This is a genomic window from Pseudomonas sp. SDO55104_S430, from assembly GCF_054070595.1.
In genome coordinates this window covers 69,041-84,900 of record NZ_JBSVXG010000004.1, presented here as the reverse complement: position 1 = coordinate 84,900, position 15,860 = coordinate 69,041, and the positions used below count along the sequence as shown (strand labels likewise).

At 65.3% G+C, this 15,860-nt stretch carries 3 protein-coding genes; all 3 read right to left on the bottom strand.

The features are described 5' to 3' along the window. Window positions 1-185 precede the first annotated feature (185 nt). From ACW9JE_RS01525 to ACW9JE_RS01515, 3 genes are read right to left on the bottom strand one after another with little or no spacing between them, the layout of a single operon-like run. The gene (locus ACW9JE_RS01525; RefSeq protein WP_457431638.1) at window positions 186-1,838 is read right to left on the bottom strand and encodes a cyclic peptide export ABC transporter; all 1,653 of its coding nucleotides are present in this window, start codon (window positions 1,836-1,838) and stop codon (window positions 186-188) included. Between the two features lies 1 nt (window position 1,839). Next, complete coding sequence (locus ACW9JE_RS01520; protein WP_457431637.1) at window positions 1,840-5,640, bottom strand: non-ribosomal peptide synthetase; 3,801 nt, start codon at window positions 5,638-5,640, stop codon at window positions 1,840-1,842. Beyond that, window positions 5,637-15,824, bottom strand: a complete 10,188-nt coding sequence (locus ACW9JE_RS01515) for an amino acid adenylation domain-containing protein (RefSeq protein WP_457431636.1) — start codon at window positions 15,822-15,824, stop codon at window positions 5,637-5,639. The genes ACW9JE_RS01520 and ACW9JE_RS01515 overlap by 4 nt, the downstream gene beginning before the upstream one ends. Window positions 15,825-15,860: the final 36 nt, after the last annotated feature.

Below are 15,860 nucleotides of genomic sequence, written 5' to 3'. Positions count from 1 at the left end.
CTTCGCGGGCAAGCCTCGCTCCTACAGGGTTTTGGGTTGTTTGAAGGATTTGTGGCAGGCATGGAACCTGTGGGAGCGGGCTTGCTCGCGAAGGCGGTGTGTCAGTCGCCATTGCAGTCGACTGAACTGACGCATTCGCGGGCAAGCCCGCTCCCACAGGGGTTTTGTGTTGTGCCCGAATGTCGTTATGGGTAGACCTTGGCCATGGTCGGTGAATCCACATCCGACTGAGGGGTGATCTCGCTCAACGTCCCGTTCTCCACCCGAATCAACCGATCGGCAAGACCAAAATACGCATCATCATGTGAAATCACGATCACCAGCTTCCCGCGCTCGCGCAGGTCGGTGAGGATGCGGTGGTAGAAGAAGTGCTTGAACACCGGGTCCTGGTCTGCCGCCCATTCATCGAACAGGTAGCACGGACGATCGTCCAGCCAGGCGCTGAGCAGGGCCAGGCGTTTGCGTTGGCCGGTGGACAGGGCCAGGGTGGTCAGCTGTCCGTTCTCGATCTGCACCTTGTGGTCCAGCTGCAGATTCACCAGGTACTCCTGAGCCTGCTGTATGCGCTGCGGATCGTCGCCATGCAGCAGATTTTCGAACAGACAGAAATCGGTAAAGATCGCCGAGAAGTGCTGGCGGTAATGATGATTGTCATTGGCTGACGACACCTGCTCATCCAGCACGATGTCCCCATTCTCCGGACGGTAAAGCCCGGTCAGCAACATGGCCAGGGTGGTCTTGCCGCTGCCGTTGCCGCCGGTGATGAACACCGTTTCCCCGGCATTGAGCGTCAGGTCGATCGGCCCGAAGGTGAAATGCCCGTCCTCGCGCTCGCGGTAGTAGGTGTGGGCGACCTGGCGGCAGACCAGACTGCGCACCTGGGTCGGCGGAATCGACTCGACGACCTCGCTGGCACTCTCCATTTCGCCTTCCAGCGCCCGGATCTTGTTCAGCGCAACACTGGCCCGACCGAGGGTGGGCAGGGCGTGCATCAGCTCCGACAGCGGTGTGATCATGTAAAGAATGGCGAGGATGAAACCTGTCACCAGACTGGTGCTCAGCTCGATGAACTGCGGCGCCACGAACAGCACCACGCCGATCAGCATGTAGAACACCGCATTGCCCCAGTTCAGCACCACGGCATAGATGCTCATGCCCCGCACGAAATCCTGGCGATACTGCTTGCTCACCGGCAACAGCAGGTGGCTGAAGAAATGCTGGCGGCGCGGATGGTTCAGTTGCAGTTCCTTGCTGCCGTCGGTGAGCAGGCGGTACTGATCGAACAGCTGATCCTTCAACTCACGGGCCTTGGAGATCGACGTCAGTGCCCGACGTTGCGGCCAGTTGAAACTGAGGCTGCCCAGCACGATCAGCGTCAGCGTCAGCACCAGCAGGGGAAAGCTCAGCCAGCCCAGATACCCCAGGCAGGCCGCGATGATCCCGGCGTTGACCAGCAAAATCGGCACCAGCTCCACCGCCTGGCTGATGGTCTGGGTGTCGTCGGTCAGCATCGCCAACAGGCGATGCTTGCCCAGGCGCTGCAACTGCGCGTACGGCGTGTCGATCAGCTTGGCGCTCAGGTGCAGGCGCATGTCGTGCACCGCGCCCTGGCCCAGGCGCAGCAGGCTGACATCGGCAATCACCCGCGACACCGCGACCAGCAGCACGAGCCCGGCGAAGTACCAGCCATCGGACGGACGCAACTGGTCGAACACTTCAAGGCTGTGATTGATGGAGGCGATCAGGCCCGCCGCCGCCAAACCACAGACCAGGCCGGTCAGGGTCGCGATCAGCAGCGCGCGCCATGAACGTTTGGCCATGAGAATCAACAAATCCATTTCAAACCGCTCCGCGTGGGGTGAAAGCCTCGAGCTGCGCACCCAGCTGCTGATGCAGGGCAGGTTGCTCAAGGATGGTCAAGTGTTGTGCCTGGATCACTTCGCGGGTCAATCGACCGCTGCTCAGACGTTCCCAGTACGGGTCGACGAAGGCGCTGTCGGCCAGGGTATCGCTGGCCCACCACAGATGCACGTCACAGCTTAGACGTGGCGGCTGGAAGGTCGCCAGCAGATGCTGGGTGTGCTGCTGATAACGCAGCCGCGTTTGCAGGTGCTCCCAGCTGTCGCCATCCAGTTGCAGGCCTTGCTGACGCGCCCACTGCACCAGCTCCGGCAGGCGAGCGGCCGGTGCCAGGGCTTGCAGTTGCGCGGTCAACTCAGCGATAACCGCTGGCGGCAGCTGACGCATCAGCGTCTGGCTGTCCGCGGTCAGGGCCGGCACGGCCTCGGCCAGCAGCGCCTCGACGCTGTCTTCCGGCACCTGGTGCTGGTACTGCGAATCGACAATCCCGAGGAAGGCCACCTGTTCGCCAGCGCGCTCCAGATGCGCGGCGGCGGCAATCGCCAGCAATCCACCGAGGGAGAAGCCCAAAAGGTGATAGGGACCTTGTGCCTGCTGCTCGCGCAAATGTTCGACATACAGCGCAGCCAGACTCTCGATATCGCCGCCCAGCGTCGTGCTGTCGTCGGTCAGATAAGCCGCCTGCAAACCCCACAGATTCCACGCCGGCAACGGTGAGCGCAGCGCGCGATAGTCCTGCACGTGCCCGGTGGAGGGGTGGAAGCAGAACAGGTTCGGCGCCGCGACGTTATCCTGCGTCGCCAACTTCACCAGCGGCGAGAGCTTGAGCTCGGCCTGCACCAGCGCGGCGAATGCCGAAACGCTCGGCGCGGTGAACACCGCATTGACCGTCACCGGTGCCGACAGCACGCTCTGCAAGCGGCTGGCCAACGTCACCGCCGCCAGCGAATGGCCGCCGAGCTCAAAGAAGTCATCGTCGATGCCGACCCGCTCAAGCCCCAGCACCTGCGCCCAGACCTCGGCCAGCAGCGCTTCCAGCGGCGTGCGCGGCAAGGCGCTGCCGACGCTGTCGAGCACCTTGTCGGCCCATTGCTGCAAGGTCTTGCGATCGAGCTTGCCGTTGCCCATCAGCGGCAGCGCTTCGACGACCCGCAGTGCCGGCAGCATGTAGTCCGGCAGGCGATCCTGGGCCTGACCGTGCAGTTGCGCCACGGTCACCGATTGCCCCGGTGCCAGGGTCAGGAAGGCGAACAGCTGCTGACCCAATTCACCCTTGGCCAGGCATTCCACCGCCGCCTGGGCCACGCCCGGAAGACTCGCCAGTTGTGCCTGGATCTCGTCCAGCTCCACGCGGAAACCACGGATCTTCACCTGACGGTCGGCGCGGCCGCTGATTTCCAGGCTGCCATCATGGCGATAACGGGCCAGATCACCGGTGCGATACAGGCGTTCGCCCGACACCTCGATAAAGCGTTCACCACTCTGTTGCGCATCCAGATACCCCCGCGCCACTTGCGGGCCGGCGATATACAGTTCGGCGTTGACGCCGGGCGCGACCACTTCCTGCTGCTCGTCCAGCAGATACAGACGCATGCCGTCCAGACGATCGCTCAGCGGCAGGCGACGGTAATCGCAGGCCGGATCGAGCCGGTGCATTGCTACCCCGATCGTGGTTTCGGTGGGGCCGTAGTGGTTGAAGATCGCCAGTGACGGTGCCAGTTCACGCAGGCTTTGCAGCAGGCGCGGCGAGCAGGTTTCGCCACCGATGATCAGCTGTTTGCGTGGCAGCACGGCGGCGCTGCGGCTGTGCAGCAGCCAGGCGTCGAGCAGCGACGGCACGATTTTCAGGTGATCGATCGGATAGGCCGCTTGCCAGTCCGCCCAAGCCTGGGCGTTCATCGCGGTGTCCTTGTCCAGAATATGCAACTCACCGCCGCTGAGCAGGGTGGGGAACAGCAGGGTGTAACCCAGGTCCGCCGCGAGCGCGGTGACCACGGCGCTGCGTTCACCCGGTTGCAGTGCCAGGCGACGGGTCACGCTGGTGATGTAACTGGCGAGCTGGCCATGCTCGACGATCACGCCTTTTGGCGTGCCGGTGCTGCCGGAAGTGAACAGCACATAGGCGGCGTCCTGCGGATGGATTTCGGTATTCAGCGCTGTCATCGGGCTTTGATGCCAAACCGCTGTATCGCGCAAATCGAGGCTGGCCACCGAAGGCAAGGCCGGGCCATTGCCGGCCGCGCCGCTGAGCACGAACACCGGTTGCGCCTGTTGCAGAATCGCCAGGGAGCGCTGCGCCGGTTGTTGCACGTCCAGCGGCACGAACGCGGCGCCGCACTTGTGCACGGCGAGCATCGCCAGAACCATCGACGCCGAGCGCTCCAGATACAACGCCACCCGGTCTTCAGGCCCCACGCCCCGGGCGCGCAAGTAGTGCGCCAGCTGATTGCTGCGCGCGTCCAGTTCGGCGTAGCTCATTTGCTGAGTCTGGTCGCGCAGCGCCAGGTGATCGGGGAACTGGGCAGCACAACGAGTGAAGCCCGCCGGCACGCTGACAAAAGCCTGCGCCGTAGCGGGGCCGTGCAGTTCAGCCAGGGTCATGGAGAAGGTCGGCGAATGCAGCGACAGCTCGGCCAGAGTCTTGCCGGCATCACCGACGGCATCGATCACCAGCGACTGCAACTGTTCCAGCAAAACCAGAGCCGCCTGCTCGCTGTAGCGGTTCGGCAGATGGCACAGGTTCAGGCGATGGCCGCCCTCGACGGCTTCGGCCACCAGCAGCAACTCGATGCCCGGTGGTATGGCGTGAGCGTCCTGCACTGTGAAAGACGCAGCGTCGCTGCCCAGCCAATCGAAGCGCTGACTCAGGCTGGCGCTCCACTGGAAACCATAACGGGAACCCTCGGCCGCGCCGCCGTACTCCTGCCATTCCGTGGCCCCTTCGCAGCGCGACTGCAAATCCGTCAACGCCTGGACAAAGCGGCTGTCGCTGGCTGGTTCAAAGCGCAGGGGCAGGGCCTTGGCGAACAGGCCCCAACAGTCGGCGAGTTCTTCGTAATCGTCGCGGCAGTCATGGACCCAGTTCAGTGTCAAAGCGGGCGTGTCGCCGGTGCTCAGCCGCTGCAGCAGCACGCCCCAGGCGGTCATCAACACCTGCTCGGGGGACGCGCCGTGACGCTGGCAAAAGCTGTCCAGTGCCGTGCTCAAAAGGGTGCTGGCCATCAAGCGAGTCGTAAAAGGCGCATCGGCCTGATCGCTGCGCACCTGACGATAAAGCAGCTCACCGCCAGCCTGCTCATCCAGTGCCTGGCCCGCCCAGAACTGCCGACCCAGCGCGGCATCTTCATCAGCCTGCAAATCCTGCAGCCAGGCGCTGTACTGGGTGTAAGTCATGGCCTCTTCATCGAACGCCGGCACAGACGCCGAACCCAGCGCTTCGGCCAGGCGCAGCAGGGTGCCACGGTCGGCGCCCAATGCCGGCAGTTGCAAGGTCACCCGATATAGATTGTTCGCCAGGTTTTCCACCTCAACGCCGATGGCGTCAGGTGCTGCGGCCGCTGCGACCTGCAACGGCACCTGCAAGCCCGGCTCCGGCCGCACCCGCAGGCGCAAGGCTTCGTGGGCCGCGCTGAAAGCTGCCAGCCGTTCCTGCAAACGGTCCAGCGCCAGCTCGCCGGCCACCTCCAGTTCCAGGCGCGCCGCCGGCAAACCGGCCAACCACTGGCTGCGTTGCTGCGGCGACAGGGCGAAGGCGTCTTCGCGTTGTTCGAAAGCGGTCATGCCTGCACCTCGGCGTCGAGCTGTTCACGATTCATCATCTGCCCCATGGCCACACAGATCTTGCGTTCGCCTTCAAACGGATCGCGGGCGTGGGCCACCAGCATGTTGTCGAGCATCACCATGTCGCCTTTCTGCCAGGCGAAACGCACGGCGCACTCCTCGTAGGCGGCGCCGATCACCTGCATGACCTCGTCTTCGATCACGCTGCCGTCGCCGTAGTACACGTTGCGCGGCAGGTTGCCCAAGCCGAACAGATTGATCAGGTTGCTGCGCACTTCAGGCTCCAGGCAGGCGGAGTGGTGCAGTTGCACCTGATTGAAGAACGACAGTTCACCGGTGTCCGGATGGGCGACGATGGCCGGGCAGTGCTGGGCGATTCGCAGGTTGTCCGCGCCCAGCCATTCCCATTGCATGCCGGTCTCGCGGCACTGACGCTCCACTTCTTCGCGTACTTCGGTCTTGAAAAAGTCCTGCCAACGCACATCCAGCTTGTCGGTGAAATGCCGCACGTACAGCAGGCCCTTGGCTTTGAGGCGCGCAACGATGTCCTCGGGCAGGCGCGCCAGCACCTGACGGCAATCGACGATGGGCGTGCAGCCGCCGCGCGGCGCAGGGATCTCGCAGAAGAACCACTGCTTGCACGGCCATTGCGGCAGGTGCGAGCTCTCGTTGTGGAACAGGATCATGTGCTGCTCCGGGTACGGCGTCGAATGGTAAATGTTCTTGCCGGAGGTGTTCTTCGGCAGGTCGCCGTAGGTCCCGTACAGGTCCGGTTCGATGGCCTGGGCGAACTGCTCGAAGGCCGCGGCGTCGGGCAGGTTGAAACCGCGGAACAGCAGGCCACCGTGGGTGCGCAGCTGTTCGTTGATCCACAGCCGGGCTTGCAGCGCCCAGTGCACCGGGTCGAGATCGCCCAGCAACGGTTCGATCACCAGCGGCAGCGCCTGGCCGTCGATCAGCGTGCGGGTACGCACCTGCTCATGGGCCAGCTGACTTACGCCAGAGGCACGGGTCTGCTTGAGCTTGCTCATCTTCGACATCTTGCGGGCACTGCGCGCGGCGGCGTCGTCCGCTGGTGTTTCGGATGGCGCTTCGGATGGCGCAGGCGCTGCAGAGGAGCTGCCCTCGAGGCGCCACGACCAGTCTTGCAGGGCTTGTTCAGGTGCAGTCACGATTCGCTCCAGCAGATTTTCGAAGCCTTGTTCCAGGCGATTGACAGTCGGTGCGCCGAGCACGCTGGTGCGGTAGACCCAGCGCACGTTCAAGCCTTGCTCGTCGTCTTCCTCGACGAACACCGCGAGGTCGAACTTGCTGCTTTCCTGACCCGGCAGCAGATGTTCCTCGATGTCCAGGCCCGGCAGGCTGGCGTTGGTGCCCGGTGTGTTCTGCATCACGAACAGCACCTGCACCAGCGGATTGACCCCTGGCGTGCGCGGCGGTTGCAGCGCTTCCACCAGTTTGTCGAACGGCACTTGCTGGTGCTGGAACGCCGACAGGCAGTCGTCGCGCAGGCGTTGCAGGCGGGCGTCGAATCCCTCGCCTTCGGTGAGTCGCGCGCGGATCGGCAGCACGTTGACGAAGAAGCCGATCAGGTTCTCCACCGCCGGGTGTTCGCGGTTGGCCAGGTCAGTGCCGACGATGAAGTCGTGGGCGCCGGTGGCACGCTGCATCAGGCTGTTGAAGGCATTGAGCAGGACCATGAACAGCGTCGCCTTTTGCTCCTGAGCGTAAGCCTTGAGCACTCGGGTCTGGGCCGGGGTGAAGCTTTGTTGCAGGGATGCGCCGTGATAATCCGGTCGTGTCGGACGCGGGGCGTCCAGCGGCAGCGGGATCAGGGGCGGCGCGCCTTCCAGCTGACGGCGCCAGTAGTCGATGGCGCGCGCCAACAGACGCTGTTGCGGTTCGCTGCGTTGCCAGTGGGCATAGTCGGCGTACTGGATCGGCAGCGGTGCGAAGACCGGCGTCGCACCGTTGCTGTAGGCCAGATAGCCGGTGATCAGCTCCTGCATCAGGATGCCCATGGACCAGGCATCGGTGGCGATGTGGTGCAGCACCACTTGCAGCACGTGATCGTCCTGACCCAGGCGCAGCAGGCTGGCGCGCAGCATCGGAGCCTGTTGCAGGTCGAACGCACGCGCGGCCTGCTCGTCGATCAGGCGTTGCAGGGCTTGCATCCGCGCATCGCCCGCCAGCGCCGAGAGATCGGTCGGCGTCAGGTCGACGGTCGGTGCCGGGCTGATGACCTGGACAGGCTGGTCGCCCTTGAGCTGGAAGGCGGTACGCAGCGATTCGTGACGCTCCAGGACCGATTGCAAGGCTGCTTGCAGCGCGCCAATGTCCAGCGCACCGCGCAGTCGCACCACCGAACCCATGTTGTAGGCCGCACTCGGGCCTTCGAAGCGGTCGAGGAACCACAGCCGTTGTTGAGCGAAAGACAGCGGCAGCATCTGGTCACGCGGGACAGGGACGATTTCGCTTTCGCCGTCGATCCCGTTCTGCGCCTCGCGCTGGCGATCCACCGCCTGGGCCAGTTGCTCCAGAGTGCCGCCTTCGAACAGGATGCGCAGCGGCAGATTGACCTCCAGGCGCCGGCGAATCCGCGACAGCACCTGGGTGGCCAGCAGGGAGTGACCGCCGATGGCGAAGAAGTCGTCGTGCACGCCGACGCTGTCCAGGCCGAGGATGTCCTGCCAGAGTTCGGCCAGGACTTTCTCGGTTTCCGTGCGTGGCGCCACGCGCTGCTGTTGATCCTGCTCGGCCAGCGGCACGTCCAGGGCGGCAAGGGCACGGCGGTCGACCTTGCCGTTGGCGTTGAGCGGCAGTTGCGCCAGGTTCAGCCAGCGGGCCGGCACCATGTAGGCCGCCAGTTGCTGGCCCAAGTAGGCACTGAGCACCTGCTGCGCGGATTCGCTGGTGAATTCGGCGGTGCTGTCGAGCACGTACCAGGCCACCAATTGCAGTGCGCCACGAGCGTCGGGCAGGGCCAGTACCGCCGCGCTGCTGACTGCCGGGTGCTGCATCAGGCGGTTTTCGATTTCGCCCAGCTCGATACGGAAGCCACGGATCTTGACCTGCTGGTCGCGACGACCCAGGTACTCGAACACCCCATCGGCACGCATCCGGCCGATGTCACCGGTGCGATACAGGCGCGCGCCCGGCTCGAACGGATGATCGACAAAGGCTTCGCGGGTGCGTTGCGGGTCGCGCAGGTAACCGCGACCGACACCGACACCACCGATGCAAATTTCACCCGGAACCCCGATCGGTACCATGCGCAGGTCGGCATCGAGCACGAACATCTGGTTGTTGGCGGTCGGCGTGCCGATCGGCATGTGCAGGCAATCGGCGTCCGGTGCCTGGGTGATCGCATGGAAAGCCACGTCGTCCGAACACTCGGCCGGGCCGTAGGCGTTCATCATCGGGATGTTCGGGAAGCGTGCGCACCAGTCTCGTGCCAAAGCAGGCGGCAGGGCTTCACCGGTCGGCAGCAGCCAGCGCAGGCTGCTCAGACCGTGTTGCGCCTGGCTTTCCTGGAGCATGCCGCGAATCAGCGCCGGCACGGTTTCCAGCAGGGTCAGGCCGTGCGCCTGAACGGCATCGAGCAAGGCCAGCGGATCGTGGGCCTGGGCATCGGGGAGGATGTGCACGGTGGCGCCGAACAGCGGCGCGGCGAGGAACTGCCACACGCAGATATCGAAGGCCGCCGAGGCGGTCTGGGCGATACGGTCGTGCTCACCCAGGCCCAGGGACGGCACCTTGCCGAACATGTTGTTGAGCATGCCGCGCTGCTCGACCATCACGCCCTTGGGCTTGCCGGTGGAGCCGGAGGTGAAGATTACGTAGGCCAGTTGGTCCGGATTGTGGACGTAGCTGACCGCCGGCTGCTCGGCACCTTGCCAGAGGGACTGGGCGATCAGGCAGGTCGGTTGTCTGGCCATTTGCGGCAAGACGTTGTCCAGGGTCGCCGTGGCGTGTTCGCACACCAGCAGCACCGGCGCTTCACCCAGCTCCAGCAGTTCCGCCAGGCGCGCAGGCGGCTGCTGAATGTCCAGCGCCTGGAACGCGGCGCCGGCCTTGAGGGTGGCGATCATCATGGTCAACAGCGCCAGGCCGCGCTCGGCAAACAGCGCCACCAGGGTTTCCGGGCCGACACCTTTGGCTTGCAGTGCGTGGGCGATGCCGTTGGTGCGGCGGTCCAGCTCGGCGTAGGTCAGCGACTCGCCCTGGCTGACCGCGGCGAGGTGCTGCCCGCGGTTGCGCACCTGTTCGGCGAACAGTGCGGCGTAGCCACGTTCCAGTGGGAAATCCACGGCGCTGCGGTTGTATTCCACCTGCAACTGCTGGCGCTCGGCCGACGGCAGCATGTGCAGGCTGCCCAGCGTGGCTTGTGGCTCATCGAGCATGCTGGTCAGCAACTGCACCAGATGCCCGAGCATGCGCTGCACGGTCTCGCCGGTGAAACGCTGGTTGTCGTAGGACAGGCGAATGCCCAGGCGATCGCCGGGGTAGAGCACCACGGTCATCGGGAAGTTGGTGTGCACCCGGTCTTCGTAGATGTCGATGCTGAAGTTGTCCAGCTGCACGCTGCTGATATCCAGCGGGGCGTTTTCGAACACCACCAGGCTGTCGAACAGTTGCTGGCCGCGCGGCACGCCGCTGCAACGCTGGATGTCCACCAGCGAGGTGCTTTCGTGTTCACGCAGTTGCGCGTTGTGCGACATCAGGGCCTGCAGCCAGTCGGAGACCAGCGCCTGTGGGTCGACATCGACCCGCAGCGGCAGGCTGTTGATGAAGATCCCGACCATTTCCTCGACCCCGGCCAGGTCGGTGGGGCGACCGGCCACGGTGACGCCGAACAGCACGTCGCGATTGCCGCTGTATCGTGACAGCAACAAGGCCCAGGCACCTTGAATCCAGGTGTTGGGCGTCAACTGGTATTGCTGGCACAGCTGCTGCAAACGCTGGGTCTGGGCGATACTCAGGGTGCGGTCCTGATCGCCGACCGCTTCCGGCGCCTGCTCGGCACGGGCCGGCGAGCTGTCCACGTGCAACGGCGTCGGCTCGCTGAAGCCCGCCAGATCCGCTTGCCAGAAGGCCAGGGCGGCGGCCATGTCGTGGCGCTCCAGCCAGCTCATGTAGCCACGGAACGAACGGAACAGCGGACGCGCCACCGGCTCCTGACGCACGATCGCCTGATAGATCGCCAGCAGGTCTTCCATCAGCAAGCCGAAGCACCAGGCATCGGTGAGGATGTGGTGGAAGCTGCGCACCACGGCAAAACGACGCTCGTCGAGCTGGAAAATCCGCAGGTGGGTCAACGGCGCGCGGGCCATGTCGAAGCCTTGCTGGCGCTGGGTTTCGAGGGCCTGGTCCATGGCCAGGCGCTGCTGGTCGGCGTCGAGGTGGCGCAGGTCCTGCCAGTCGAACGCCGGGTCGGTCTTGCGGAACACGCATTGCAGCGGCGCGTGGTCTTCCTGCCACCAGAACGCGGTGCGCATCATCGGGTGGCGGTCGAGGAACAGCTGCCAGGCCGCTTCCATGGCCGGGCGTTGCAGGGTGCCGTCCCAGCTGTAGCGTTGCTGCATCAGGTAGATGCCGCTGTGAGGTTGCAGAAGGGTGTGCAGCAGCATGCCCTGTTGCATCGACGACAGCGGATAGAGGTCCTCGATGTTCGGCCAGTCCAGCGGCTCGGCCGCGAGGGTCGCCGCCTGTTTGTGGCACAGCGGGAAGGCCGCACTGGCAGGGCGCAACTCGGGCTGGGCGAGCAGGGCAGCGAGGTCGGTCAGGCGTTGCACCAGTTGCGGCGCCCAGTCGGCGGCCAGCGTGCCTTCGCAGCGCAGGTGCAGGCGACCGTCCTGCCAGCTGGCGTCCAGGGTCAGTGCGCAGCTGGGTGCCGACGGCTGATGAGCTGCTTCGACCTGAGCCAGGATCGCGCGTTGTTCGCGATGGCCGTCACGGTCGCCCAGCCAGCGGATGGCGACAGGGGCGGCGGGCAGATCGCGCAGCGGCTCCTGCAGGTAGGTGTTGTCCGACAGGTAACGCAGGGCGCCATAGTCGGCGCCGTGTTGCGGGTAGGCGCGCAGTTGCGAGGCGGTGGCCTGCAAGCGCTGCAGCAGTGTTTCACCCTGCGGCTGGAGGTAGAACGGCACCGCCAGTTCCAGGGCGCCGATGATGCGCACCGGGTCCAGATCGGCCATGGCAATCGGCGCGCTGACCGGCAGGCGGTCGGCTACCGGGCGGGCGTCGTGCAGGTTCAGGGCAATCAGCCCGGTGCCGGCGACTTCGCGGCATTGCTCGGCCACGGCGCTGGCCAACAGGCTGTTCCAGTCCAGTTGCAGCACGTCGCCCAGGCGCTTGAGGTCGCTGGAGGTGTCCACTGACAGGACCTGTTCCACCACGGAGCTGGCCTGCTGGCTGACTGGCAGTTGCAGCACGTCCATGCCGGCGAATTGCAGCCAGTGTTCCCAGGCTTCGTCCAGCGCATCACCTTGTGCATGGCTCTGCTGATGGCGGGTCCACTGGGTGAAGTCGCCACCGTTGTAAGCCAGGCGCACCGGTCGTTGGTACAGCAGTTGCGCCAGCGCCATGTTGAGGTCGGACAGCAACAGCGACCAGGACGCTTCATCCACGCACAGCGGGTGCGCGGCGAGCAATACGCAGTGCTTGTCGCCATGCTCCAGCAGGCTGGCGTGCAGGGTTTGTCCGGCGCTCAGTTCCAGGGCGTCGACGCCGGTCTGGGCCAGAGATTGCAGGCGAGTCTGGTCGAGGTCTTCAAGGGCCTGACGGCTGATCACCGGCGCCTTGGCGGCCACCATCACGCGCTGCTGCCATTGGCCTTCGGGCGAGGCTTGCAGTGCCAGGCGCAGGGCCTGATGGTGCTGTTGCAGGGCGCTGATCGCCTGGCTCAGCAGGTCGCTGTCGATGGATTGGCTGAGGGCCACGCAACGCCAGGTGGCATCCAGCGGACCTTGTTCCAGGCGTGCCAGTTGGCCGGCGCCCAGGGGCAGTTCATAACCATCGGCCAGGTTCTCGGCCACGGCGTTGCTGGCATCGGCACCCAGCACCCGGGCGATGTCGGCGATGGTGCGGTTTTCGAACAGCTGGCGCGGGGTGAGCTTGAGGCCCTGCTGGTTGGCGCGGGCGATGATCTGCAGGTTGAGGATCGAGTCGCCGCCCAGGGCGAAGAAGTTGTCCTGCACGCCCACGCGATCGAGCTTCAGCACCTCCTTCCAGATCTGCGCCAGCAACGCTTCGACTTCGTTGCGCGGGGCGATATGGCTGGCGCTGTCGTCGGCCGCTTTCTGCGGCAGTGGCAGGCGCGAGGCGTCGACCTTGCCGTTGCGGTTCAGCGGCAGTTCGTCGAGGGTGATGAAGTGCGCCGGGACCATGTAGTCCGGCACGCGCATCGCCAGATCGTCGCGCAGCTTGGCCGACGACAACGACTGGCTGGCCACCAGCCAGGCGACCAGACGCAGGCCGCCGTCGAGTTCCACGGCACGCACCAGTGCCTGTTCGATCAAGGGCGACAGGCGCTTGATCTGCGCTTCGACTTCGCCCAGTTCCAGGCGGTTGCCACGAATCTTCACCTGGCTGTCGACCCGGCCGAGGAACGCCAGTTGACCGTCTACCAGCCAGCGCACGCGGTCGCCGGTGCGATACCAGCGTTGTTGCTGCGCGTCGACGATGAAGCGCTCATCGGTCAGGTCCTGGCGATGCAGGTAACCGCGAGCCAGCGCGCCGCCGATCAGCAACTCGCCGGACACGCCGGTCGCCACCGCTTGACCGTTGCCATCGACTACCCGCAATTGGCGATTGGGCAGGGGACGGCCCAGGGCGATGCTGCGCAGGCCGCTCGGCAGTTCGGTGGCAATCGCGCCGACCGTGGCCTCGCTCGGTCCGTAGTGGTTGAACACCTTGAGTTGCGGCGCCAGGCCATTGACCTTGCCCACCAGCGCCGGGCTCAGGGCGTCGCCACCGAATACCAGCAGCGCGCTCGGCAGCAAGCGGGCGTCGGGCAGCGCTTGCAACAGGCCGCCGAGATGGCTCGGGGTGATTTTCAGTACATCGATCGGGTGCTGGCTGAACAGTTCGGCCAGTGCCAGCGGGCTGAAACCGCTGTCGTCATCCACCAGCAGCAGACTGCCGCCGGTGCACAGGGCGCCGAACAACTGGGTGTGGCCGAGGTCGGCGGCAACGCTGGACAGCAGGCCGTAACGGGCCGCTTGCGGCGGGTTGAGCACCGACTGCACGGCGCTCACGTAGTCGACGATGGCCCGGTGTTCGACCACCACGCCCTTTGGCGTGCCGGTGGAACCCGAGGTGTAGATCACATAAGCGGCAGCATCCGGGCTGTGCGTCACGGCTGGCGCACTGTCCGGTTGCGCGGCGATCGCAGCCGCCGCTTCGCTCAGCCACAGCGCCGGGGTGTGCTCGGCCAGACGGGTCAACTGAGCCGAAGGCGCGGCGCCGATCAGCAGCGCGGCGCGGCTGTCCACCAGCACATCGGCCAGGCGTCCGGCAGGTTGTTTCAGGTCCAGCGGCAGGTAAGCCGCGCCGGCCTTGAGGGTGGCCAGCAGGGCGATGACGAAATCGGTGCTGCGGTCCAGGGCCAGGGCCACCAGGCTGTCGGCACCGATGCCTTGGGCACGCAGGTGCTGGCTGAGCTGGTTGGCCCGCTGATCGAGTTCACGGTAGGTCAGGGCGAGCTGACGGTCGCGCACCGCCAGTTGCTCAGGGTTCGCGGCGACCTCCTGTTCGAAGCGCTGGTGCAGGCATTGTTCCGGCACCGGCAGGCTTGCGCCGCTGCCTTTGGTCAGCAATTGCTGCTTCTCTTCAGTGCTCAGCCAGTCGAGTTTGGCGACCCGGCACTGCGGCTGCGCGGTCATGGCCAGCAGGATCGCGCGCAGTTGCGCCGACAGCACGCCGATTTCCGCATCGCTGAAACGCTTGCGGTCGTAGCTGAACAGGTAGTTCAACTGCTCGCCCGGCACCACAATCAGCGACAGCGGGAAGTGGTTGCGGCCCTGGGTGTGGGTGATGCCGTCGACCTGCTGATCGTTGGACGGCGCGATGAAGCTCAGGCCGTCGGCGTCCTGATTGAGCGCATCGGTGACCGGGAAGTTTTCGAATACCAGAATCGAATCGAACAGCGCCCGCTCGGCAGCGATCTTGCTCATCGACTTGAGCTTGCCGATCGGCAGGTAGGCGTGGTGGCGCAGGTCGCTGTTGGCCTGCTGCAACTGTTGCAACCAGTCCACCAGCGTCGGGCTGTCGGCCCATTGCACCCGCAACGGCAGGGTATTGATGAACAGGCCGACGGTGCTTTCGATCGCGCTCAGGTTCTCCGGGCGCCCGGCCACGGTCACGCCGTAGACCACGTCATCGCGCCCGGCGTGCTGGCCCAGCAGCAGCGCCCAGGCACCCTGGATCAGGGTGTTGACGGTCAGGTCATGGCGACGGGCGAAGCTCGACAGCTGCTCGGTTTCGCCGGCTTCCAAGAGGCTTTCCCGCTCGGCGAACGGTGCGCCCGACGGTGGCGCCAGGCGCACGGCGAAGTCCGGCAGCGGGGTCGGTTCGTTGAGGTCCTGCAACTGCTCGCGCCAGAACGCTTCGGTGGCGGCCATGTCCTGTTCCGCGAGCCACGCGATGTAGTCGCGGTAAGGGCGGGTCGCCGGCAGGTTGGCGGCGCGGCCCAGGGCCTGTTCGTAGTAGAGCGCCAGCCATTCCTGAATGGCGATGCCCACGCTCCAGCCGTCCATGAGGATGTGGTGGAAGGTCCAGGTCAGGTGAAAGCGCTGTTCGTCCAGACGCACCAGGGACACGCGCATCAGCGGCGCGTCGTTCAGTTCCAGCGGTTCGGCGCGCTGCTCCAGCGCCAGTTGTTCCAGCGCGACTTGTTGATCGGCGCGCTCGCGCCAGTCCAGCAGGCTCAGCGGCACGGCGAGGTCCTGCTGCACCACCTGATAGGCGTCGTCCAGGTCTTCCCAGAGAAACGCGCTGCGCATCACCGCGTGGCGCTGCATCAGTGCCTGCCATGCACCACGGAACGCGGTGAGGTTCAGCGGGCCGTGGATTTCCAGGCTCAGTTGCTGGTAGTACACCCGCGAATCCGGCTCGAGGACGCTATGGAACAACAGGCCATGCTGAGTTGGCGAAAGGGAGTAGATGTCTTCGATGTTGTTCATGCTTTGACGGGTCCGTAGCTAATTCTTGAAAACGTA